This is a genomic window from Bacillus cereus group sp. N24 (genome assembly GCF_016483345.1).
Lineage (GTDB): Bacteria > Bacillota > Bacilli > Bacillales > Bacillaceae_G > Bacillus_A > Bacillus_A toyonensis.
Genome location: NZ_JAEHCA010000014.1, coordinates 47,740 through 71,817 on the forward strand (window position 1 = coordinate 47,740; position 24,078 = coordinate 71,817).

The window sequence follows — 24,078 nt, forward strand, 5'->3', positions numbered from 1 at the left end:
GCGATTATAATTTCAATTAAAATTTGCTTGCTACTTTAGCTGCTTCTTCAAGACCCGCAGTAATGATTTCTTCTGCTTTATCTGGGAATTGGTTATGTCCTTCAATAACCACTGTTTCCATGTTTGTTGCACCGAAGAAGCCCATCATACTTGCTACATATTTAACGGCCATTTCTACTTCAGCCGCTGGACCTTCAGAATATACACCACCGCGTGCGTTTAATAATGCGATTTTTTTATCTCCAATAAGTCCAACTGGACCTTCTGGTGTATATTTAAACGTTTTACCAGCACGGTTTAAATAATCAATATACGTGTGCAATACTGCTGGAATCGTTAAGTTCCATAATGGGAAACCGAAAACAACTTTATCAGCTTCTAAAAATTGATTTAAGTACTTATCAGCAACTGCTACGGCCTTTGCTTCCTCTTCCGTTAAATCAAATCCTTTACCTGCTTTGAATGTACCATTAATCATGTCTACGCCTACATATGGTAATTCTTCTTTATATAAATCAAGTTCTACTACTGTATCATTTGGATGTGCTTCTTTATAGTTTGCTAAAAATGCCTCATATAATTTCACACTAACTGCTTGTTCCGCTGGACGATTGTTTGCTTTTACGAATAAAACTGTTGCCATTATTTCTTCCTCCTAATACTCACTCTTACGTTGTTATATGTTTTTAAAAAAGGTATCCCTTGTAATTGTTGTTTTGTTGCTTACAAACATATTTTATCTTTATATCAAGACAATTTCGTCCTCACATAGACGTATTTTTCCATAAAAAAAGTCCACCTCCTAAAGGCGAACTAGGTCTTACGACTTTCGTCTTATACAATCCCATTTTTCACTGCATATAATGCTGCCTGCGTGCGATCAGATAAGTTTAATTTACTCAAAATACTACTTACATGTGCTTTAACCGTTTTTTCTGTAATAACTAAAACAGAGGCAATTTCTTTATTGCTCATCCCTTTTGCTAATAGTTGTAACACTTCGTTTTCTCTTGCTGTCAATACATCTACATGAACGAAATGTTCCTCTGCCCTCTCTTCTTGAGGCAATGTTTGAGAGATAAGGGTGCTCGCAATATCGGGATGTAATTGAATATTACCTTTATATGCGCTTCTAATAGCTTCAACAAGTTGATCCGGTTCTACATCTTTTAAAATATAACCACTTGCTCCAGACCTTAATGCTGGTAACACATGCGCCTGATCAGAAAAGCTAGTTAATACAATTACTTTCACATCCGGATATTCTTTTTTAATACACGCTGTCGCTTCAACACCGTCCATTTCGGGCATATATAAATCCATTAGTACAACATCAGGATTTGTTTCTCCTACTTTCACTAATGCTTCTTTCCCATTATTTGCTTCTCCAACTAACTCTAAATCTTCCTGTGTACTCAAGAAAAATGCTAACCCTTTTAAAACAACTGTATGATCATCAACTAACAATACTTTTATTTTCACAAACTTCCCTCATTTTCACATCATAATGGTACATTTACTTTTACGCTCGTTCGTCTCTTGCTACTTACAACTTTAATTGTTCCACTAACTAATTCTACTCTTTCACGCATCGTAGTCATACCGAGTGATTTTTTCTCTTTTATATCTTTTTCTACAAAGCCATTTCCTTGATCAACTATTTCTAATGATACATTTTTCTCAGTCACTGTAAAATAAACCGTCGCTTCTTTTACACCTGCATGCTTACTTACATTGTTTAACGCTTCTTGTCCAATGCGCCATAATGCCTCTTCTACCACACGAGGTAAGTCACGAACACCGGTAACTTGCTCCCTAATTTTCAATCCTAAGTTTTCACCGTACTGCTTTAGAGCAGGTAATAATCCTTTTTCTAATCCTGCCGGACGAAGCTGCCAAATTAATGTCCTCATTTCTTTTAATGCCCCTTGCGCTAGTTCACGCATGTCATGCAAAGATCGATCCACTTTTTCGTTTTGACCTTTTAAAACTGCCTCAGCACCTTTTGTCATAAAGGTTAATGAAAATAATTTCTGTGAAACAGAATCATGTAAATCTCTTGCTAATCGATTTCTTTCTTCCATTCGTACAAGTTCACGACGCTGCTCGTTTAATCTTAAATTCTCTATTATTAACGAAATATGATTCGATAGCGCTTGGATTACATCTATTGTATTCACATCAAATTCTCCATTATTTAAACTTACACATAAAACACCAAATACATGGCTTTGAATATGTATTGGTGTAGCAATAACAGCTCCATTTAGATGTACATTATGACCAATTTGACGTTTTAAAAGAACCGATTCACCTTTTACTAGCGCCTTCTTTGCCGCTTCTTTTACATCTTCTTGTAACTCTTCCTGACTAAAAGACGCTCGCAAAGATAATTCTTTTTCTTCTCTAATAAAAAACGCCACTTGATTCCATTGAAATACTTCACCTACGTGATTTACAACTTTTTCAGGTAATACATTAAACCTATGAATTGTTTTTAAATCTTGAATAAAACGTTCCAATTTCACATAATAATGTGCTCTTCGTTTTTCATTTTCATATAATTTCGTTCGTTTTAAAGCCGTCCCAATTTGGAAAGCAACGGATTGGAGCAATACTAATTCTTCTTCTGAAAAATGTGTTTTACCTGGACTCGCTACATTTAATAAGCCAAACTTTTCTCCTCCTGCTTTTAAAGGAACTGTAGCATGATGAAGAATTCCTTCTGTATCTCCCCAATTGTATTCAATTGCATTATTAATTCTTTTACATTCAATAATGTTAACAGCTCGTTCTAATTTCCCATCTACAAATCCACGTAAACACCAACATTCACCTTCACACATCGGGCGTTTGTTTTCATATGTCAGTGCCTCTGGTAACTGGTAATCGATCAACTTCGTATACTTCCCATTTTCATCCGCAAGAAAGATCCATCCTGTCGTCAAACCTGTTACACTTAGCAATTTTTCTAGCACCGCTTGCAATACATGATATGTATCATTTGATGTATTTAGTGTTTCTGCAATTTCTTTTAATATAACTAATTCATTTGTACGATTATCTCGAAACATGCTCAATCTCCTACATACAAGATTTTAAATCGCCTCTAAAGTAAATCATCTACTTTTCACTTTGTACTTATTCGTAACATTGATATAATGGTGAAAACATAGTTTTCATTATATCACTTGAGGGGGATTTCATAATGACATTAAATAAAGCACTTACTATCGCTGGTTCTGATACAAGTGGCGGTGCTGGTATACAAGCAGATTTAAAAACATTCCAAGAACTTGGCGTATATGGAATGACATCTCTTACGACGATCGTAACGATGGATCCACATAACGGTTGGGCACATAACGTATTCCCAATCCCAGCTTCTACATTAAAACCACAATTAGAAACAACAATTGAAGGTGTTGGCGTAGATGCTTTAAAAACGGGTATGCTTGGATCAGTAGAAATTATTGAAATGGTTGCAGAAACAATTGAAAAGCATAATTTCAAAAACGTAGTAGTTGATCCTGTTATGGTATGTAAAGGCGCAGATGAAGCATTACATCCTGAAACGAATGATTGCTTACGTGACGTTTTAGTTCCAAAAGCATTAGTTGTAACACCAAACTTATTTGAGGCTTACCAATTAAGCGGCGTGAAAATTAATTCTCTTGAGGACATGAAAGAAGCAGCGAAGAAAATCCACGCTTTAGGTGCTAAATACGTCCTAATTAAAGGCGGTAGTAAACTAGGTACAGAAACTGCAATCGACGTCCTATATGACGGAGAAACATTCGATCTTCTAGAATCAGAAAAAATTGATACTACAAACACACACGGCGCTGGTTGTACATATTCTGCTGCAATTACAGCAGAACTTGCAAAAGGAAAATCTGTGAAAGAAGCAGTAAAAACTGCTAAAGAATTTATCACAGCTGCTATTCGTTACTCATTCAAGATTAACGAATACGTAGGACCAACTCATCATGGTGCATATCGTAAATTCGTTGCACCGAAAGAGCTTGTCTAGCGTATAAATAAAAACACCCGCAGAGCTAATACGTTGCCTCTGTGGGTGTTTTTTTTAATAAACTTTACATCTTCTGGTCATCTTACCTTTAAGATGCAGAATTGACCTGATTTCTACCATTTCTTTTTGAGTAATATAACGCGTCATCAGCCGCTTGAATAAGCTGTTCCTGTGATCCTTTATACTCTGAAATCCCTACCGACACTGTGATTTTTATTTTCGTTCCATCTAACAATTGAAATGAATGTTTTTCAACAGCTATACGGATTTGTTCCCCAAGATGAATACCATAAGATAGTCCCCTCTGCGGTATCAAAAGTGCAAATTCCTCTCCACCCTTTCGAAAAACCAAATCCGGAAATGTTGAAATTCCTCTTAAAATACACCCTATTTGTTTTAACACTTCGTCTCCTGCAGGATGCCCATACGTATCATTTACATACTTAAAGTGATCAATATCTATAAGTAGTAAACAAAGTGAATCATTTTCCATGTGTTTATTACCAATATGATGATTCATCTCTAGATCAAACTGCCTTACGTTTCCTAAACCTGTCAATGCGTCTATCGTTGCGTATTGCTTCATCGTTTGAAATAGCTCATTGGATTGTAAAACATAGTTTGCACTTACGAATGTTATGTAGCCTGTAGTAATACTTGAAATTAAATACAGTACAACTACAGATATATCGTTAAATAATATATACATCGGTACTACTAAAATAGAAAGGCAGTATACGTGTAACCATATCAACTTTAACATAATGGAAATTTGCATTCTTGCAATAAAGATAACACCAATTCCACTTAATACAATTGTATAGCAAGCCAATTCAGAGGCTAAAGAGTACTCGGTAAAAACTATCCTTGTAATTAAAATCATAATAACTGTTATACTACTAGCTATCGGGCCTCCAACTATAATTGCTAAAATAACAGCTAGATAGCGTAGATCCAACATAATATCTTCAATATGTACACCAAAATGCATTAGTAATATACCTAATATTCCAGTAAAAATACCTACTACACATTTCTGCCAGAAAGAGAATCCTTCTTTTAACGGACTATCTCTTAAAAGCTGACCTCCAATAAAGATAAAGGAAAGAATGATTGTTGTGTTTACAAATAAATCCCTTAACATAAAATAATCTCCCTACTTTTTCGTCTATCCCTTTCCTTACTTTATTGTATACGAACTCCCTATAATTCCCAAAGCTTTTTATTTATTTTTGCTGTTCCACGTGAAACAGCAAAAAATAAAAAAGGACGAAGATTCGTCCCTTTTTTATTAACAACAACGTGATATCTTGCCGCCTTTCGCATTAAATCTAGCTTCTTGCGCCTCAGCGAAAAATTGCTTCTGACATACAATCTCTTCTTCTGGATGATGCTTTTTCATATGCTCCACATATGCTTCATAACTTGGTACCCCTACAAGTAAACTAATAAACTGTTTCCTTTTACCCCATACTTGCCGTAGTTTTTTAAGCATAATTCCTCGACTCACTTTCATCCCTAGGAATATATGGTGCCTCTTTTAACGGCATCGGCTTATTTCTTAATACTTGAATCCAAATTCGAATTGCAGAAATTAATACGGCGATTACAACTATCATAAAAATCCCACAAAGTGCGGCATCGATATAATCATTGAAAATAATTTGTTTCATTTGAGCGACATTTTTAGCTGGAGCTAACACTTTCCCCTCATCTAATGCTCCCTGAAACACCTTTGCATGAGATAGAAATCCTATTTTGGGATTTTCATGAAATAGCTTTTGATAACCAGCTGTCATTGTTACAATTAACAATCCGACAGTCGGGATAAGCGTCACCCAAACATACACCTTTTTCCCCATTTTGAATAAAATTGTCGTCCCAAGTAATAATGCAATACCCGCTAACATTTGGTTTGCAATACCGAACAATGGCCATAATGTATTAATTCCACCAAGTGGATCTATTACTCCTTGGTATAAGAAATATCCCCAGCCTAATACACATAACGTTGTAGCTATTACATTCGCTAATGTAGAATCTGTTTTCGCAAACGGCTTATATACATGTCCTAAAATATCTTGAATCATAAAGCGACCGACACGCGTTCCTGCATCAATCGTTGTTAAAATAAATAGTGCTTCAAAAAGAATGGCAAAATGATACCAAAATGCCATCATTGCGGTCCCACCTATTACTTGTGAGAAAATATATGCCATACCTATCGCTAACGTTGGTGCGCCACCTGTACGTGATAAAATCGTTTGTTCTCCAACGTTTACAGCAAGATCTTTTAATTCATTTGGTGTAATAGCAAATCCCCATGAAGAAATAACTTGGGCCGCCTGAGATACATCCGTACCGATAAGTGCTGCCGGACTGTTAATTGCAAAATAAGTTCCTGGTGTTAATACACAAGCCGCAATCATAGCCATTGCTGCTACAAACGACTCCATCAACATTGCTCCATAACCGATTGGCTGTGCATGCCCCTCTTGCTCAATCATTTTTGGCGTCGTACCAGATGAAACAAGCGCATGGAATCCAGACACCGCCCCACAGGCAATCGTAATAAATAAGAACGGGAATAAGTTACCTGAGAAAACAGGGCCTGTTCCATCGATAAATTTTGAAACTGCTGGCATTTGTAAATCTGGTGCTACAATTAAAATACCGATTGCCAATCCAACAATTGTCCCTACTTTTAAAAATGTACTTAAATAATCACGCGGTGCCAAAAGCATCCAAACTGGTAATGCCGATGCAATAAATCCATATACGATGAGCATAATAGCAATTGTTTCACCACTAAACGTAAACATACTTGCAAGCGTTGGGTTTTCAGCTACATACTGACCTCCAATAAGAGATAGAATAAGTAGAATAATACCAATTACCGATCCTTCACCAACCCGGCCAGGTCTAATGTAGCGCATGTATACTCCCATTAAAATAGCGATAGGAATCGTTGCCGCTATCGTAAACATTCCCCAAGGGCTTCCGATAAGTGCCTTTACTACAACTAATGCTAATACTGCTAATAAAATAATCATAATGCCTAGAATACCAATCATGGCAATGAGCCCAGTCACAGGGCCTATCTCATCTTTAATCATTTCACCTAACGATTTACCATTACGTCTCATCGAAGCAAATAAAATTACAAAATCTTGTACAGCTCCAGCGACCACTACCCCGACAATAATCCAAATTGTCCCTGGTAAATATCCCATCTGTGCTGCCAAAATAGGTCCTACTAAAGGCCCTGCCCCAGCAATTGCTGCAAAGTGATGCCCGAATAATACCCACTTATTTGTCGGAACATAATCTTTTCCATCATTCAATGTATGGGCTGGCGTTTGCCGATTATTATCTAAATCAAAAACCTTTCTCGCTATAAATCTACTATAAAATCGATAAGCAACTGCATACACACATACTGCAGCTACTAAGAGCCACACAGCATTAATAGTTTCACCTTGTGATAAAGCTATTACACCAAAAGCACCTGCTCCTACTGCCGTAATAACCCCCCAAAGTAAAATCGACTTCAACGTCTTCACATACAATCCCCCCAATACTACTTCTTAGTGGAGATTGTACTAAATTTTCTGAATATTTAAGTTGAATCCTCCTTATCATGAAGGATTTTTAGTTTATCATGTTAAAATACTCTCATTACCTACTATAATTCAATTTTATTTCGAAGGCGCTTTACATAATTACGGCTGACTGGAATCGGTTGCTCATCATACCTGTCTAAATATAAATTATACGTGCCGTTATAATATGGTTTCAGTTCTTGTACATATGACATATTAATTAAATAGCTTTTATGCACACGTAAAAAATCATATACATTTAGTTTATTTTCCAATTCCTGAAGTGTATATGTTGAAATATACTGATTATTTGTTGTATAAATTGAAACCGTCTTATTCTCCTTATTTTTACTCACATATACAATATCTTCTGGGAAAACATATCTAATTCCCTCTTGACCTTCTATCGGTAGTTTTCGCAAATAACTCTTTGCTCTCTCTCCTTGCTCTTTACCCATTCTATATAAAAGAAATTGTAAATCTTCTTCACGAAATGGTCGTAATAAATAATAAAATGCTTGAAAACGAAATGCTGTAATGGATTCTTCTATATCCTCACCCATAAAAATAAATTTCGTATAGCAATTTACTTCTCGTAATAAACTCGCATATTCAAAACCAGTACCATCTATTAATTGCGAACTTAAAAAAACAAAATCTGGTGTATGTTTTTTCATTATTAACAAAGATTCTGCTCCTGTATTCGCTTCAAAACATTCTATATTTCGAATATTCTCAGTAAAGTTCTCAACTAATTTCCTTCGCTCTTCTGCCTCTTCCATGATAAGTAAAATTTTCATTTATCCAACCACCTAATTCCTTTGTCCGTATGTCCTGTTGTATACATTCTCTTTAATAAGAAACAATCCCTTTTTCTTACTATACCATTATTTATCTAAAAAAACAGAAAAAAGGAAACCACCTCGGTCCCCCCTTTCCTTTTACGCTAATTCTCTTTGCTTTGTTTCTTGCCCAAGTATAACTACAGCAAGTGCTCCAATTAAAATTGATCCACAGAAGATCGTAAATATTAGCGAAAGTGAAGCTTGTGCAGCAACTAAATAGCCTACTAATAACGGGCCAATAATACCACCAATACGGCCAAATGCGGCCGCCATTCCTGCACCTGTACCACGAATAGCTGTCGGATACTGTTCAGGTGTATAAGCGTATAATGCCCCCCAGGCACCTAAATTAAAGAAGGATAGTAACATGCCTGCCACGATTAAAACTGTTAATGAATCTGCAACTCCAAACAAGTAGGCACTGCACGCTGTACCGATTAAATACGTAACTAAAACAAACTTTCGCCCAAGACGTTCAATAAACCAAGCGGCTGTGAAATACCCTGGAAGTTGAGCTAATGTCATAATAAGTACGTACTGGAAACTTTTTATTAAACTAAATCCTTTTAATACCATTACACTAGGTAACCAAAGGAACATTCCATAATAGGAAAAGACAACACAAAACCATAAAATCCATAACATAATTGTAGCTTTACGATATTCTCCAGACCAAACTGACTTTATATTTTCGATAACAGACGGTCTTTTTTCGACCTTTTCAAATCTCGGAGAATCTGGTAAATTCCATCTTAAATATAAAGCATATAGTGCCGGAACCGCACTCAACACCATCGCAACTTCCCAACCATATTTCGGAATAACGAAATATGAGATAAGAGCTGCAATTAGCCAGCCACCTGCCCAAAAACTTTCTAATAGCACAACTATTTTACCTCGTTCATGTGCTTCAACACTCTCTGATACTAGTGTAGAGGCAACCGGAAGCTCACCGCCAAGCCCCATACCAATTAAAAATCTTAAAACGAGGAACATCGCGAGTGTCGTCGTTAAAGCAGTTAAACCACTACCGATAGAAAATAGTAATAATGTAATAATAAAGACTGATTTTCGGCCTATTTTATCCGATAGTATCCCAAAAAGGAGCGCTCCTACTGCCATACCAATTGAATTAATACTACCTATCCATCCCATTTCTTGCGTACTTAATCCCCAATCTTTTTGGAGTGCCACCATTACAAATGAAAGCATTCCAACATCCATTGCATCAAATAGCCATCCAAGCCCCGCTATGCCAAGTAGCTTTCGCTTCGAAATTTCTTTTACCTTGCCCACAAGAAGTCCTCCTCACACAGGTGTCTTTACACATCATTTTACATGTGTGAATTACATAAGTAAAATACTTTCGTGTAAAAAATTCTCCTTCATCATTCCCAAAATTTAAAATATTTATCAAAAATCAACAAAAAAAGTAGCGAGATTTCGCTACTTTTTTGAACGCATTACTTCTTTTAAAAATTCCGCTAATACTAACTGACGACGCCAGCGTGTTGGATTACTACATAACCTGTAAAACCACTCTAAATGAATCGCTTGAATCCACTTTGGTGCGCGTTTTACCTCTCCCGCCCATACGTCTAAACTTCCACCTACTCCAACAGCCATTTTCGTTTCTAAACGATGCTTATTGTTTTGGATAAAGTTCTCTTGTCTTGGGAAACCAAGTGCAACAAGTAGTAGATCTGGTTTTGCTTCTTGAATACGAGAAACGATATTCTCTTCTTCTTCTTGCTTAAAATACCCATCTTGCGTACCAACAATAGATACAGCTGAATATGTCTTCTTTAAATGATCCGCTGCAGCTTGTACAACATGTGGTTTTGCTCCTAATAAGAAAACGGATACTGGTTTATTCTCTTCTGATAACTTCGCAAACAAATTACACATTAAATCAAAACCTGCTACACGCTCTTTTACAGGTGTACCAAGCATACCACTTGCTTTTACAACCCCAATACCATCAGGTGTAATTAAATCTGTATTTAATAATGTTTTATGGAACTTTTCATCCTTTTTTGCACACATAACAATTTCAGGATTCGCTGTTACTACCTGAAAGGTATCATTTTGCTCCGATTCTAGTTGTTCCTTTAAATATTGGACTGTTTCATCCATTGTCATTGTAGAGAAAGGAACGCCTAGAATATCAACTGTTTGTACTGCCATAATTAAATATCCTCTCTATTTCAATAAAAGTTTTTTATATGCACTACGAGTATCTTCATACAAATTCTTTAGCGAGAAATGAGTAGATGCGTAATCATATAAACGATTTCCCATCTCTTCTAATTCCCCATTCAACCACTTTTCATAAGCATTTTCTAATGATTTTGCTAACGAATCTGCATCACCAATCGGTACAATCCATCCATATGTATCATCAACTATTAGCTTTCTCATATCCCCCACATTTGTTGCAATCGATGTTAAGCGTTGATTGGCTGCTTCTAATAAAACAAGAGGGAAACTTTCACTATAAGAAGTTAACAAATTAATGTGTGCAGATGCATATAATTCTTTTGAATCTGTACGAAAACCTAGAAAAATCACCTTATCCTCTAAGTTTTTTTGTTTCACCATCGCTTTTAATTCTGCTTCTATAGGTCCATCACCAAGCAAAAGTATCTTTATATTTTGGATTTTAATTTTTTGTAACGCTTCAAATAAAATACTATGTCCTTTAACAGGATGAAGACGAGCTACTTGGATCGCTGTAAATACTCCTTCATCGATACCAAATTCACTCTTATCATAAGCCTTTGCTGGAATATTATCATACTCAATTCCATTATAAATTGTACAAATTTTTTCTTCTGATACCCCAAGCTTTATTATATTTTCCTTAAAGTTTTCCGTAATTGCAAAAAACAAATCTACCTTCTTGAAAGAACGTAAATTTAATTTCGTAAATACCCATCCTTTTAATCCCCCCTTCATAAAATCTAAGGTTGGATCACTATGAACGGTCATTATCCATTTCGCTTTTATACCTTTTTTCAAGAGGGAGAGGTAGAAATTCGCTCGTGCGCCATGTGTATGCACAATGTCAAATTGATTTTCATTAATAAATGATTTTATTTTTGAAAGAATTGATAGGTCGTACCGAGATGACTGAGTAAAAACATGTACTTGAATACCGAGGTTCCTCGCTTCTCTAGCAATCGCCCCTTCTTCAAATACCATTAATTCCACTTCTTTCTGTGGAAACTGAGATAAGAGTGAAATAATATGTGTTTTCCCCCCACCTTCTTCTGCACCAGCATTAATATGCAACACTTTCATTTCTTACATCCTCCATTTTTATTTTTATTTACTATAACAAAAATAAAAGCTAACATATGCTAGCTTTTATTTTTCTATCATTCAATTTCCAAGTCAACTATTAAATATGCCATGAGTACTACTAAGTAAAAACTTACTCCAGGTGCCATTAAAATATGCCCCGCGATAAATGAGATACCTAATCCTAACAGAATCGCTGCAATTACCATTGCGTACCTCACTGTAAATATTTGTTTAAACTTAGTAAATACACATGCGATGAATTTAATACCAAAGTATACGAACGGAACTACCAGTAAAATAAATCCTATAATTCCGAATGAATAGAACCAATCATGAAAATCACGTTCAATTAATTTCGGATCTGCTTTATAGTTACCAGCATAACCCATACCTAATAATTTTTGAGACATTGGGGCTTCCTTATAAAAATCTTTATACATTTGCTCGAATATTTGACGTCCACTAAAAATAATAGCTTGAGTTTCTTCCTTTTTCTCAGCTACTTTTTCTTTCTCTTTTTCTTTCTCTCTTTCTTTTTCTTGTTCCTTTTCTTTCTCTGTCACTGGAGGTTTATGCTCTTTCGCTTCCTCTTTCTTTCTCTCTTCATTTTTCGCACTCTGTTGCTGTTCAATAAATTGGAAATGGAATCCCATATTTTTCATAAATGGCGAAAAAGGTGTATATGCCATTATGCCTACAAAAACAGTCATTGCAATAAAACCATTTAATAAATAGACATTTTTCTTTCCATCTTTACGCTGTGTATATGCCTGGATAAAGCACATAACAACTGCAATAGCCATTGCCACAAAGATGGCTCCTACACCAACCTTTGTTCCAATTGCAAATAGTGAATAGACAACTAAAACTGAAGGAATCCAATAATATACTTTACCTATACTTTTTGTTTTTTCAATTGAATACAAAATAACAATTGGGCACATGATGGCTAAAATAGATCCTAGCTCGTTACCCGCATAAAACCAACCACGAGACCCCAATTTCAACCACGTATAACTATTGTAATCTGTTCCCGTTGCAATCGAAACTACCATTACTATTCCTATGATTAACGATGCATACGTAATATATTCAAGCATTTTTGAATGTCTTTTTTCTTTTAAAGATTTAAAAACAAACACATAACAAGTAAGCATAACAAACGGATATAAAGCTTTTGCTATAAACTTAACTTCTTCTGTAAACACCATAGGGTTCTTTGTAAATTTATTATTTATTAACCCAATAGTGAAAACAATTCCAACTAGAATTATATACGATATATATTTTATACTCTCTCTCTTCTTTGTTTGAATTAAAATATATATTCCACCTAGAAGCATAACGAATAAACGTGTAATAACTCCAATAGTCGTATCAATTTTTAAAACCATTATACAGAATGCTGTAAGCAAATCTAAAATGGGTTGCAACAAAATAAAGATTAATAGAAAATTTTCAAATTTATTACTTGTACTATTTTCCCTTAACATCTAGAACCTCCATAACTTATACCTAAATTCACTCTATACAATTATTATTATTTTTCTCATCTCAAATATGTATTATAACATATATTTTTTAATTAAACGTCTCACATTTCTATCCAACCTTACCTCATAAAAAAAGTAAATTTGCATTTTCAAACGCTTTCCTTCCTTATTTTTTCTTTTTTTCTACATGTAACGAAAATGCATTGTTATTTACATAACTTTAGTGTATATTTTTTCTCTGGAACATCTTTAGGAGGAAGGGATTACAGCCATGTTATTAATCGACATATTTACGTTTCTTGGCATTATCGCCGCTGCTATTTCTGGTACATTAGTTGGTTTAAAAAAAGATTTAGATTTATTCGGTGTCCTTTGTTTAGCTGTAGCTACTGCGCTCGGCGGCGGTATTATTCGTGATATTATGATCGGTAACCTGCCTCCTGTCGCATTTGTAAAACCTATTTACTTTTTCGTAAGCGTATTATCAGCACTATTTACTTGTATGTTTTTTGAGCGTATCAATAAACTTCAAGTCGTTATTATGCTTTCTGATGCTGTTGGCTTAGGTGTTTTTACAGCCATTGGTGCAAATGCGGCAATGTCACATCATGTTGATGCCTCATTTTTAGTTGTTTCAATGGGAGTCATTACGGGGATTGGAGGCGGTATTTTGCGTGATATATGCGCCCAAGATATCCCTTACGTATTCCGAAAAGAAATTTACGCAATCGCTTCTATATTAGGAGCAATTAGCTTCTTAATCACACATGCAATGGGGGCGCACGTATTAGCTTTCTATGTTTGTTTATTAGTAACATTCATTATTCGTGTCGTCACTGTAATATATAATGTACATTTCCCTGTTTTCTTTAAAACACATGCTAAAATTAATAAAGGTCATTAAGAGAATTCTATGTAGAATTCTCTTAATTTATATACTATTCTATACACAGATATAGAGTAATTGAATATAAAAATATATAATTATATTATAAACAAAAATGAAAACGCTTCACAAACAGGGGGAAGAACGATGCTTGGGGTTTTTAAAAAACATACTCATAAAACAAACACCAGTATAATTGAATTAAGTAAGGAACAACAAATAACCTTTAACGTACCTGCTAATTCCGAATTAAGGATTCAAATGGATATGCTACATATTTCAAAGGAAGATTTACAAATTGTAAAAGTACTACAGCCCTTTATTTATGAGGAAATAGATTGGATTACAGAAAAATTCTATGCCAATATTACAAAACAACCTAATTTAATTACTATTATTGAACGTTACAGCTCTATTCCAAAACTAAAACAAACTTTAAAAACACATATTAAAGAATTATTCAGTGGAGATATGCACGAAGATTTTATTGAACAACGTGTCAGAATTGCCAAAAGACATGTTCAAATTGGCTTACATAGAAAATGGTATACGGCTGCCTATCAAGAATTATTCCGTTCCATCATAAAGATTTTACAAACAAAGATTACAATAATCGATGATTTTTCATATTCTATAAATGTAATAAACAAATTATTCACACTTGAACAAGAGCTTGTTCTTGCAGCTTATGAATCTGAGTATGAACAAATTCAAAAAGAACATGAAAAAGAAAAAGAAATAACGGCTATGACAATTACACATATTGCAAATGAACTAGCAGCTGTATCTGAAAAAACAAGCTCTTCTATTCAAAAGTTAACTGCTAAATCCGAAACTATTGTAGAGATTGCCAAAACCGGTACATCATTAGCAACAACATCAGAAGAAAAAGCTAATAAAGGTAAAGAACAATTAAATCAGCAAAACAAACGAATGGGATACATTCAAACAAATATGGAAACTATCATTACAGATACTCATGAACTTCTGAATATTTCTAACAAAATTAACGAAATCATAGATATCGTTAAATCAATTGCAGAGCAAACAAATTTACTAGCACTAAACGCTGCTATTGAATCTGCACGTGCTGGAGAGTTTGGCAAAGGTTTTTCTGTTGTAGCTGGAGAAATCCGAAAATTATCAGAGCAAACGAAAGAATCTATCTCCAACGTTACAAAACTCGTTGAAAAAACAAATGAACAGATTATTCATGTTTCTTCTTCTGTAAAACAGATTAGTTCTCTCGTATCTGAAGGAACTGATAGTATGTACGCGACAGATCAATACTTCCATGAAATCGTAAAAGATATGTCTAATTCGAAAGAACAGAATAAAAAAATTGAAAATGAATTAGAAGCTATTTCACAAGTAATGAAGGGCATTCAAGACGATTCTTCAAAAATGGCTCTAACAGCTGATAGTCTACAACTAGAACTAAACCGATAAGGCGAAGCTTATATTAATAACGATTTTTCATCATCTAACAATAAAAAAAGAATCCATTTTGGATTCTTTTTATTTTCTAAAAAATATTTTTTGACAATACATATAACTCATATAGACACCAAAGCTTTGTAAAATAAACAATGCTGGCATAATAATATTATAGTATGCCATATCTACTTGAAAGATTTTTAGCAATACATATCCGCTAATCAACAATAAGAACAACATGTATCCTTCATTCTTTTGTTTCTTAATAAGGAAATGTAATAAAGCTATAGCCATGAATAATGTTATTGCTATATATATCAGCTTTTCACATTTGAATAGGATAGAATTTATCCCCTCATCTGAAAACTGATTCATTACTGGTTTTAGCAGTTTAAATCTTTCACTCTCAATCTCTTTTAACTTTTGATCAATATGTTCTATTACAGTTTGATTTCCCGGTATTTTTTCCTCTTTTTGATTTTTACCGATTAAAACCGATTGAACATACGTCTCATTCGAAATCGTATATTGTGACATTCCCATCGTCTTAATTCCGTAACTCACGCCAAAATGAACACTATAAAATAGAATAAGCATCCCTATCATCTTTAATAGTATTTTTTGTTTCGTTGCGGATTGAAACAATTCAATTAACAACACATATACCGCAATAAAAATAGGAAGAAATAACCCCATTGGGAACAGCATATTGCTAAATGCAAATAAAATCGCTGAAAGCACCCACATATAAGGATGATCTAATCCTTTATATAAAAGTATGTAACAAGCAAAATAAAATAAGCATATTGCGAGCGATTCAGGCGCTAATAAGGAACTCATAAATATATTTGGAATATATAAAGCGTAAAATACGGACGCAACGCGACCACATTCTTCCCCAAAAACCATAGCGGCAATACGATAAATTAAAAACGCAGTTCCTGTACAGAACAAAATATTAAATAACTGTAAAACAAATACCGTATCACCAAATATACGAATAACTATCGATTCATAAATGATAAAGGGTAACTGTGTTATATTCTCTATATTATTGCCAATTGCAATCTGCTTTGCAGACTCATACATCGCTTTCATATCACCGATAATCGGAACATCTACAATTAAAACCATACTAACTCTCACAACTATAGATACGCTCATAAGAAAAATAAAAAATTGTTTATCTGTAAAACGATATTGTAAAATTGATGCCACTAACAATATGAGGATGACGAAAATTGCCAATACGATTGTTACACTCGTTGTACTTCCTCCAAAAAATTGCTTACTTGTTTCAAACGCTGACCAACAACTATAAACAAAAAATGCGAGCATCGCACCAATCATTATTTTACTGAAAAAAGACGAAAAATTTGTTTGTATATGATTCATATGTCCATTGCACCTCTATCTCCATTCATAACAAAACGATTCTATCATGAATAGGTACACGGCTGATAGGGAATTTCTATGACAAATATATAGTCATTACTTTTTCACTTGCAATGTAAGCGAATCCTCTTTTACACTACACTTTAGACAAAATAAATTTTCTTTCAGTTACATGAATATACTTTCAAAAGTATTATTACTCCTCTACTCATACATTTTACTTGTTTAAATACCCGGTAAAATCAAATAGGAACTAACCTTCCTTTTATGTCATAAAGAACATGTCACTCTGATTGAAAATGTACACTAGGGGCTGAATATATGGAAAAGAAATTTATGAGAGAATCAAAAGCAATTAAAACAACACGTGTTTTTCCAAATGATTTAAACAACCATCAAACATTATTTGGTGGCAAATTATTGGCTGAAATTGATAGTATTGCTTCTATTGCAGCAGCAAGGCATAGTCGTAAGCATTGTGTGACAGCATCCATTGATTCTGTTGATTTTTTAACACCTATTCATCAAGCTGACTCTGTTTGTTATGAGGCATTTGTTTGCTATACTGGGAAATCATCTATGGAAGTCTTCGTAAAAATAATTGCAGAAAATTTATTAGAGGGAGAACGCCGTATCGCCGCTACTTGCTTTATTACATTCGTAGCATTACAAGATGGCAAACCTTCTTCTGTACCTCAAGTATTACCAGAAACTGAGGAAGAACATTGGTTGCATAAAACTGGTTCCGAACGTGCTGAGACCCGAAAAAAAGGACGTTTAAAAAGCAAAGAAATGGCTGAGGTATTAACTTTAAATAAGCCTTGGAGTGTATAAAATTTCAATATCGAAAATACCTTCTGAGCGGATAACTAACTTGTATTCGCTCATTTCTTTATAAACAGTTCAAGTCTCTCATACAATCTCTACGTCTTTTCACAAATACTATGTAATATTTTTATACATATCTTGGCTAGGCTATTTCAATATTAACTTTTTCTAGTGTATAAAGTTCTATTTATAACTCGCTTCTAATCGAGGAATAGTTGCTTTACAAAGTTTATGTAAGGTACACTTATACGGGCGGTCAGCAAACTAATTTAAAAATTTGCAAGTTGTGTAGAAAACGCCTTGTTTTTTACTATATCAAAATACAATAAAGAACGATCATTATTCTTTACCAACTAAAAACAATTTCATTTTAGTTGAAGTAATTATCCCTACTTAAAAACTTTAATATAAAACGCATTTTAATTAAATTGTATTACTTTAATGGAAAGGTGAAACTATGCAAAAGTCTATTGTTTCAAATATTTTTTATAAAATACTACTCAATACGTTTAACATTATACTTCCAATCTTAGTTGGTCCATACGCATACCGCATGCTAGGAGCCAATTCGATGGGAACCGTTAACTTTGCTGAAACTATTTTTAATTACTTTTTCATATTCGCGGTTTTTGGTGTATATCAATATGGCTTACGTGAAGTTAGCTTAATTAAAAATGATAAAAAGAAAGTTTCTCAATTATTCACAAGTCTCTATGTAATTAATGTTACAACTAGCCTTTTAGCTTTATGTGCTTTTTTAACCTTTAGTTATATTGGATATGGAAATGAAAGCTTATTTCCTGTTCTTCTTATTTTTGGCTTCAATTTTATTTCCAATCTATTTTATGTGGAATGGTTCAATGAAGCGTATGAAAATTATGACTTCATCACTAAAAAAACCGTTATTGTTCGACTAATTTATGTTGTACTGCTTTTCTGCCTAGTTCATGGAGTGGATGATTATAAAACATTCGCAGGTTTATTAGCACTATCAACATTTTTAAATCATTCTATTAGCTTTGTATATGTGAAACGCCAAGTAAAGTTTGATTTTTCTAACTTAACCATTATCCCGCATTTAAAACCGTTGCTATTAGTCGTCATTTTTTCAAATGCTAATATTTTATATACACAATTAGATCGTCTTGTGTTAGGTGAATACGCTGGAAAAGCAGAGGTCGCTTACTACGTTATGGCTTTTCAAATTATGACCATTATTAATACACTTATGTTAAGCGTTGTACAAGTAACGATTCCACGGCTTTCTTACTTATCAGGAAATGCATCTGAAAGTGAGTATGAATCTTTGTTAAACAAAATTTCAAAAGTGTATTTTATCACCCTATTTCCCGCCGCAATTGGTTTAATGCTCATTGCTCACGGAGCTGTTGTCATTTATGGTGGATCAGAATTTGCTGGGGCTGGTAATACATTAATTGTGTTCGCTTTCTATATGATTACAGTTGGTATTGAATCTATTTTATCGAATCAAATTATTTATGTTAAAAAGAAGGAAGGTATTTTAGTACGCTTTTTATTCATTTGCGGGTTTATTAACCTAGCATCCAATATTGCACTAATATTCTTCCATGTGCTTACACCAGCGACAGCAATTTTCACAACTACAATTGCTAACAGTTTATTAATTGTACTTGAATATATTTATGTTAAAAAGAAATTAAAAGTGAATTATACATTATTTGATATGCAAAAACTTAAATATCTATTTTATTCACTAACATTTGTACCAATAGCATTCGTTATTCGTATGTTCGTATCTGGGCAAATACTACAAGTTCTCCTAGTCATGGTAGCATGCGGATTAACATATGCTCTTATCCTTTTCTTAACAAAGGATGAAATTCTCTTTACTCTAATAGAAAAAATACAAGCACGATTTAAAAAAGCTTAAACGTAATTCTTAAAGGAGCTGTTAAAATTGAAATTCTCTTTAATCATGGCTACTTGTGGCAGACGTGATGATATTCTTGACTTACTAAAATCACTTGAAAAACAAACTTACCAAAACTTTGAACTCATCGTAGTAGATCAAAATGATACTCCAATCTCGGATCTCTTTGATGAATATAAAGAAAAATTTTCTATTAACTACATTTATACACCTATTAAAGGGTTATCTAGAGCTCGAAATACTGGATTAAAAGTAGCGGATGGCGACATCATCGCTTTTCCAGATGACGATTGTATTTATGAAACAAATGTTTTAGAAAGTATATTAGAAACTTTCAACTCTAATAACGATGTTCAGTTTATATCAACAAACACTACTAATGTTGAAGGAACTGGTTCTTTAATACTTGCACCTAATACAGACATTATTCTTAATAACAAATATGGATTTTTAGGTCCCTCTTTTACACTATTCTTTACAAAACAATTTGTACAAGATGTAGGTACATTCGACGAGGATTTAGGTGTTGGCTCTGGAACGATTTATGGAGCCGGTGAAGAAACCGACTTTGTTCTACGCGGTATGAAAAAAGACCACACTGGTTTATTTAGAAAAGATCTGTTCGTATACCATCCTGTAAAAGAAGAAGTTATAAATGAACAATCATTAAAACGTGCCATTTCTTATGCTGGCGGTTTTGGCAGAGTGATTCGCTTACATTATGGATTCCCTTATTTCTTACGTGCTGTTGCTGCTGCCACATTCCGTATGACACAAAATATTTCTAATGATAAACGTAAATTCCATGCAAATCGTTTACGCGGGATTATTCGTGGATATTTAAAATAAACTCATATGAAAAAGGTGTAACCATTTCTATGAAATGGTTACACCTTTTATTTCTTTTGCATAGATAAGATTGTTTCCTCTAATCCTTCGCGATAAGATGTTTTAGGTACTTTCCCAATGAGCATTTCATATTTTTCTCCACTTAATACAACCGGTTTTTCTGTCAAATAGAGCATTTCTACATATTCTTTCATCTGCTTATCAAATAAACCCATTAACTTTATTATTCCTCTTTTTACGGTCATAACTTGTTTTGTATATCCCGTCAATTCACGTATATATTGCATCATCTCTTCTCCGGTAATGACACCGCAACCTGGTATGTTCCACTGTTGTCCATAAGCCTCCTCACATAACGCTAATTCAACCATCGCTTTTGCACCATCTGGCGTAAAAATATACTCGCGTGCAATTCTCTTATCTCCAACAAAGCTAGACACTTTATTTGCAAGTACGCCATGTAAAGTATGATGAACAAGTGTGCTTTCCGCATTTGGACCGTAAAAATCAGGAAAATGAGCAATAAACATTTTGACGCTACTCTGCTTTGCCATCGCTTCAAGTTGTAATCGTATTTTCCCCTTCTTCGTATGAGGATTCTTTTCAGCATCTTCTTTAACCAACCTTTGATTTTGCCTTCCATATGCATAAATATTATCAACGATCCCTAACTTACTATCACTCTCTTTTGCTACTTCCAATATGTTTCTTAATAGTTTATGTTGCTTCTTTTCCCAATCTGAATATGGGATATTTACAGCATGGAATATAACATCTACACCTTTCGCGGCATCTATTATATCCTCTTTTACAAATACATCTCCTGCTACTGTTTGTATATGTTCCTCTCCTTGAAATAAATTCTCCAACTTCTCCTTATTTCTTGCAAAGGCAACTACATCAATCCCTCTATTACATAACTCCTTTGTAATCGCATAACCCATTGCTCCTGATGCTCCCAGTACTAACGCTTTTCTCATCATAAGTTCCCCCTCTAATTAATTAACCACTGTTCAATTAATAACAAAAAGAAAATCACCTACATTAGAAGCGATTTTGAAATAAACTCTACATGCACTTGAGCAAGCCCCTTTAATTCTTCAAATGTTTGCCCACTTCCGCAATAATGTGCGACAAACCCATGTAATGATAAAAAGACAGACCATATCGTCATTGTATCTATTTTTTTATTACATAAAGAAAAAACAACCTTTGCAAATTTTTCATAACTAACATTTGGGCCGTCTGCCAAACATTCCTTTAACTCATCGTTTTTAATTAAAAACATAATTTCATAATGACTTTGATTTTTCAAACCAAACTCTATAAAACCAAATAAAACTGCTTTTAGCTGCTCTTCTCGAGATAAGTTTCTTTTACTAATTTCATCTAACTTTTCATTTAACAATTGAAAGTCTTGTTCTACCATCGCATAAAAAAGTTCAGCTTTATTTTTAAAATGGTAATAAATTGAACCATGGCTATACCCTAGTTCCGTCGCAATTTTACGCATTGAAGTGTGCTGATATCCTTGTTGTAAAAATAAATTTCTTGCTACGTTCATAATCATTTCTCTTGTTAACTCTTGTTTGACTGCTCTTCTTGGCGACATTTTTTATACCTCACGATTTAATTAACCACTGTTCAATTATATTATATATTTTTTCCAAAATAATGCAACTCCTTATTTGAAAAAATATACATTTTTGAAATGATAGCATTATATCGAAGAATTTAGTATCATGATTCAAGACACTATTTAGAATTGAACGGAGGACATTATGAGCTTATTAACTGTTGAAAAATTAGGCCATACATTTGGTGATCGTACATTATTTAAAGATGTATCCATGCGCTTACTCGCAGGAGAACACGTTGGATTAGTTGGAGCAAACGGTGTTGGTAAATCAACATTTATGAATATAATTACTGGTCAACTTATCCATGATGAAGGCCGAGTTGAATGGACACCTGGTACAAATTATGGTTACTTAGACCAACATACAATTTTAACACCTGGCCGCACAATTCGTGACATATTAGCAGATGCGTTTTTACCTTTATTTGAACAAGAAAAAGCTTTAAATGAAGTTACAGAAAAAATGGGAACTGCTACACCTGAAGAATTAGAAGAGCTTCTTGAGCAAATGGCAGAAATACAAGATGCTCTTGAAGCAGGGGGTTTCTATTTATTAGATATGAAAATTGAGGAAGCAGCGCGTGGTCTTGGAATTGACGCAATTGGTTTAGATCGTGATGTTGCCGCATTAAGTGGTGGACAACGTACAAAAGTGTTACTTGCAAAATTACTACTTGAACAACCAGAAGTATTACTATTAGATGAACCTACCAACTATCTAGACGTTGAACATATTCATTGGTTAACAAATTATTTAAAAGAATATCCACATGCATTCCTATTAATTTCCCATGATACGGAATTTATGAATAAATGTGTCGATATTATTTTCCATCTAGAGTTTACAAAAATGACGCGTTATACAGCGACATATGAAAAATTCCTAGAACTTGCGGAAATTAATAAAAACCAACATATTAATGCTTACGAAAAACAAAAAGAATTTATTAAAAAACAAGAAGATTTTATTGCGAAAAATAAGGCTCGCTACTCAACGACAGGTCGTGCAAAGAGTCGTCAAAAACAACTCGATCGTATGGAACGTATCGATCGTCCTGAAACAGCAATTAAACCTGAATTCTCATTTAAAGAGAGTCGCGCAAGTAGCCGATTCGTCTTTGAAGGAGAAAATGTAGAGATTGGATATACACATCCGTTATTACCAAAATTAACGATGACAATCGAACGTGGTGAAAAAATTGCAATCGTTGGATGTAATGGGGTCGGTAAGTCAACACTATTAAAGACAATTTTAGGTAAGATCAAACCATTAAGCGGAAAAACAAGTCTTGGTGACTTCTTAAATCCATCATACTTCGAACAAGAAGTAAAAGCTGATAATATAACACCAATTGATGATGTTTGGAATACATTCCCTAGCATGGACCAACACCAAGTACGTGCAATGCTAGCAAAATGCGGTTTGAAAAATGAACATATTTCTCGTCCACTGAACCAATTAAGCGGTGGTGAACAAGCAAAGGTTCGTTTATGTAAGCTAATGGGAGAAGACAGCAACTGGTTACTATTTGACGAGCCGACGAACCACCTTGATGTTACAGCAAAAGAGGAACTAAAAAAGGCGATGAAAGCATATAAAGGAACAATTCTTCTTGTATGCCATGAACCGGACTTTTATGAAGATTGGGTAACAAAAGTTTGGAATATAGAAGAATGGGCTCAGCAAAAAGCTTAATTCTTAATAAATATCCCCTTACATGGTATATCATTTATACAAGGGGATATTTATTTTTCTCGATAAGCTGTCCTTCCAAACACATGTAAATTCTTATCCTTCAAATTTTAAAAATAAAAAAGCAATTGCTTCCAAAAGGTTTCATATGCTCCCTTTT

Annotated in this window: 21 protein-coding genes and 1 pseudogene; 8 read left to right on the plus strand and 14 right to left on the minus strand. The window is 34.1% G+C overall.

Annotated elements, in window-relative coordinates:
* Positions 1-16: 16 nt before the first annotated feature.
* The 3 genes from JDS95_RS19375 to JDS95_RS19385 all read right to left on the minus strand — a co-directional run bounded on the left by JDS95_RS19375 (position 17) and on the right by JDS95_RS19385 (position 3,074).
* Positions 17-643: an FMN-dependent NADH-azoreductase gene (locus tag JDS95_RS19375; RefSeq protein WP_000246726.1), complete on the minus strand. Its 627-nt coding sequence runs from the start codon at positions 641-643 to the stop codon at positions 17-19.
* Between the two features lie 191 nt (positions 644-834).
* Complete coding sequence (locus JDS95_RS19380) at positions 835-1,482, minus strand: response regulator (RefSeq protein WP_000695803.1); 648 nt, start codon at positions 1,480-1,482, stop codon at positions 835-837.
* A gap of 20 nt (positions 1,483-1,502) precedes the next feature.
* On the minus strand, positions 1,503-3,074 hold the full coding sequence (locus tag JDS95_RS19385) for a GAF domain-containing sensor histidine kinase (RefSeq protein ID WP_000488135.1): 1,572 nt from the start codon (positions 3,072-3,074) through the stop codon (positions 1,503-1,505).
* A 134-nt stretch (positions 3,075-3,208) separates the two neighbouring features.
* Here JDS95_RS19385 and pdxK point away from each other — a divergent pair, with 134 nt between their 5' ends.
* Positions 3,209-4,033 carry a pyridoxine/pyridoxal/pyridoxamine kinase gene (gene pdxK, locus JDS95_RS19390; protein ID WP_000174255.1) on the plus strand — a complete coding sequence of 275 codons (825 nt, stop codon included), beginning with the start codon at positions 3,209-3,211 and terminating at the stop codon, positions 4,031-4,033.
* An 88-nt stretch (positions 4,034-4,121) separates the two neighbouring features.
* Here the strand turns inward: pdxK and JDS95_RS19395 are convergent, their stop codons facing one another.
* From JDS95_RS19395 to JDS95_RS19430, 8 genes are all read right to left on the minus strand, one after another.
* The gene (locus JDS95_RS19395; protein ID WP_000942910.1) at positions 4,122-5,177 is read right to left on the minus strand and encodes a diguanylate cyclase; all 1,056 of its coding nucleotides are present in this window, start codon (positions 5,175-5,177) and stop codon (positions 4,122-4,124) included.
* A 147-nt stretch (positions 5,178-5,324) separates the two neighbouring features.
* Positions 5,325-5,528 carry a YbdD/YjiX family protein gene (locus tag JDS95_RS19400; RefSeq protein WP_000914411.1) on the minus strand — a complete coding sequence of 68 codons (204 nt, stop codon included), beginning with the start codon at positions 5,526-5,528 and terminating at the stop codon, positions 5,325-5,327.
* Positions 5,521-7,596: a carbon starvation protein CstA gene (gene cstA / locus JDS95_RS19405; protein WP_000854304.1), complete on the minus strand. Its 2,076-nt coding sequence runs from the start codon at positions 7,594-7,596 to the stop codon at positions 5,521-5,523. The genes JDS95_RS19400 and cstA overlap by 8 nt, the downstream gene beginning before the upstream one ends.
* A 122-nt stretch (positions 7,597-7,718) precedes the next feature.
* On the minus strand, positions 7,719-8,435 hold the full coding sequence (locus tag JDS95_RS19410) for a LytR/AlgR family response regulator transcription factor (protein ID WP_085450926.1): 717 nt from the start codon (positions 8,433-8,435) through the stop codon (positions 7,719-7,721).
* A gap of 141 nt (positions 8,436-8,576) precedes the next feature.
* On the minus strand, positions 8,577-9,776 hold the full coding sequence (locus tag JDS95_RS19415) for an MFS transporter (RefSeq protein ID WP_000521085.1): 1,200 nt from the start codon (positions 9,774-9,776) through the stop codon (positions 8,577-8,579).
* Positions 9,777-9,926: 150 nt separating this feature from the next.
* Entirely contained in the window at positions 9,927-10,667 is a 741-nt protein-coding gene (locus JDS95_RS19420; RefSeq protein ID WP_000290755.1) for a WecB/TagA/CpsF family glycosyltransferase, read from the minus strand.
* Between the two features lie 15 nt (positions 10,668-10,682).
* Entirely contained in the window at positions 10,683-11,783 is a 1,101-nt protein-coding gene (locus JDS95_RS19425) for a glycosyltransferase family 4 protein (protein ID WP_000865928.1), read from the minus strand.
* 77 nt (positions 11,784-11,860) lie between these two features.
* A complete protein-coding gene (locus JDS95_RS19430; protein WP_000943145.1) occupies positions 11,861-13,279 on the minus strand; it encodes an O-antigen ligase family protein in 1,419 nt (472 codons plus the stop codon).
* A 271-nt stretch (positions 13,280-13,550) separates the two neighbouring features.
* On the opposite strand from JDS95_RS19430, the gene JDS95_RS19435 reads away from it, so the two are divergent.
* The 3 genes and pseudogenes from JDS95_RS19435 (at position 13,551) to JDS95_RS32160 (ending at position 15,614) form a co-directional block, all read left to right on the plus strand.
* A complete protein-coding gene (locus tag JDS95_RS19435; protein WP_000924369.1) occupies positions 13,551-14,183 on the plus strand; it encodes a trimeric intracellular cation channel family protein in 633 nt (210 codons plus the stop codon).
* Between the two features lie 249 nt (positions 14,184-14,432).
* Positions 14,433-14,810: pseudogene (locus tag JDS95_RS32155) on the plus strand (protoglobin family protein); the annotation flags it as partial.
* Complete coding sequence (locus JDS95_RS32160; protein ID WP_370512683.1) at positions 14,808-15,614, plus strand: methyl-accepting chemotaxis protein; 807 nt, start codon at positions 14,808-14,810, stop codon at positions 15,612-15,614. The pseudogene JDS95_RS32155 and the gene JDS95_RS32160, both read left to right, overlap by 3 nt.
* A 69-nt stretch (positions 15,615-15,683) precedes the next feature.
* Here the strand turns inward: JDS95_RS32160 and JDS95_RS19445 are convergent, their stop codons facing one another.
* A complete protein-coding gene (locus JDS95_RS19445) occupies positions 15,684-16,997 on the minus strand; it encodes an ArnT family glycosyltransferase (RefSeq protein WP_199690724.1) in 1,314 nt (437 codons plus the stop codon).
* A gap of 321 nt (positions 16,998-17,318) precedes the next feature.
* Between JDS95_RS19445 and JDS95_RS19450 the strand changes: the two genes are divergently transcribed.
* From JDS95_RS19450 to JDS95_RS19460, 3 genes are all read left to right on the plus strand, one after another.
* The gene (locus tag JDS95_RS19450; RefSeq protein WP_000412115.1) at positions 17,319-17,831 is read left to right on the plus strand and encodes an acyl-CoA thioesterase; all 513 of its coding nucleotides are present in this window, start codon (positions 17,319-17,321) and stop codon (positions 17,829-17,831) included.
* Between the two features lie 451 nt (positions 17,832-18,282).
* On the plus strand, positions 18,283-19,737 hold the full coding sequence (locus tag JDS95_RS19455) for an oligosaccharide flippase family protein (RefSeq protein ID WP_002040054.1): 1,455 nt from the start codon (positions 18,283-18,285) through the stop codon (positions 19,735-19,737).
* A 27-nt stretch (positions 19,738-19,764) separates the two neighbouring features.
* Positions 19,765-20,586 carry a glycosyltransferase family 2 protein gene (locus JDS95_RS19460; RefSeq protein ID WP_000672689.1) on the plus strand — a complete coding sequence of 274 codons (822 nt, stop codon included), beginning with the start codon at positions 19,765-19,767 and terminating at the stop codon, positions 20,584-20,586.
* A 47-nt stretch (positions 20,587-20,633) separates the two neighbouring features.
* On the opposite strand, the gene JDS95_RS19465 is transcribed toward JDS95_RS19460, so the two are convergent.
* Positions 20,634-21,569: an SDR family NAD(P)-dependent oxidoreductase gene (locus JDS95_RS19465; protein WP_002046064.1), complete on the minus strand. Its 936-nt coding sequence runs from the start codon at positions 21,567-21,569 to the stop codon at positions 20,634-20,636.
* 56 nt (positions 21,570-21,625) lie between these two features.
* The gene (locus JDS95_RS19470) at positions 21,626-22,198 is read right to left on the minus strand and encodes a TetR/AcrR family transcriptional regulator (protein WP_000074998.1); all 573 of its coding nucleotides are present in this window, start codon (positions 22,196-22,198) and stop codon (positions 21,626-21,628) included.
* A gap of 169 nt (positions 22,199-22,367) precedes the next feature.
* Here JDS95_RS19470 and JDS95_RS19475 point away from each other — a divergent pair, with 169 nt between their 5' ends.
* Entirely contained in the window at positions 22,368-23,921 is a 1,554-nt protein-coding gene (locus JDS95_RS19475) for an ABC-F family ATP-binding cassette domain-containing protein (protein WP_000055387.1), read from the plus strand.
* Positions 23,922-24,078 lie beyond the last annotated feature (157 nt).

Bases quoted from the DNA above. Each gene is read 5' to 3' on its own strand.
- JDS95_RS19455 (WP_002040054.1), top strand. From the start codon at position 18,283: ATGCAAAAGTCTATTGTTTCAAATATTTTTTATAAAATACTACTCAAT.
- JDS95_RS19445 (WP_199690724.1), bottom strand. From the start codon at position 16,997: ATGAATCATATACAAACAAATTTTTCGTCTTTTTTCAGTAAAATAATG.
- JDS95_RS19410 (WP_085450926.1), bottom strand. From the start codon at position 8,435: ATGAAAATTTTACTTATCATGGAAGAGGCAGAAGAGCGAAGGAAATTA.
- pdxK (WP_000174255.1), top strand. From the start codon at position 3,209: ATGACATTAAATAAAGCACTTACTATCGCTGGTTCTGATACAAGTGGC.
- JDS95_RS19425 (WP_000865928.1), bottom strand. From the start codon at position 11,783: ATGAAAGTGTTGCATATTAATGCTGGTGCAGAAGAAGGTGGGGGGAAA.
- JDS95_RS19435 (WP_000924369.1), top strand. From the start codon at position 13,551: ATGTTATTAATCGACATATTTACGTTTCTTGGCATTATCGCCGCTGCT.
- JDS95_RS19400 (WP_000914411.1), bottom strand. From the start codon at position 5,528: ATGCTTAAAAAACTACGGCAAGTATGGGGTAAAAGGAAACAGTTTATT.
- JDS95_RS19385 (WP_000488135.1), bottom strand. From the start codon at position 3,074: ATGTTTCGAGATAATCGTACAAATGAATTAGTTATATTAAAAGAAATT.
- JDS95_RS19450 (WP_000412115.1), top strand. From the start codon at position 17,319: ATGGAAAAGAAATTTATGAGAGAATCAAAAGCAATTAAAACAACACGT.
- JDS95_RS19475 (WP_000055387.1), top strand. From the start codon at position 22,368: ATGAGCTTATTAACTGTTGAAAAATTAGGCCATACATTTGGTGATCGT.
- JDS95_RS19375 (WP_000246726.1), bottom strand. From the start codon at position 643: ATGGCAACAGTTTTATTCGTAAAAGCAAACAATCGTCCAGCGGAACAA.
- JDS95_RS19395 (WP_000942910.1), bottom strand. From the start codon at position 5,177: ATGTTAAGGGATTTATTTGTAAACACAACAATCATTCTTTCCTTTATC.
- JDS95_RS19465 (WP_002046064.1), bottom strand. From the start codon at position 21,569: ATGATGAGAAAAGCGTTAGTACTGGGAGCATCAGGAGCAATGGGTTAT.
- JDS95_RS19430 (WP_000943145.1), bottom strand. From the start codon at position 13,279: ATGTTAAGGGAAAATAGTACAAGTAATAAATTTGAAAATTTTCTATTA.
- JDS95_RS19420 (WP_000290755.1), bottom strand. From the start codon at position 10,667: ATGGCAGTACAAACAGTTGATATTCTAGGCGTTCCTTTCTCTACAATG.
- JDS95_RS19470 (WP_000074998.1), bottom strand. From the start codon at position 22,198: ATGTCGCCAAGAAGAGCAGTCAAACAAGAGTTAACAAGAGAAATGATT.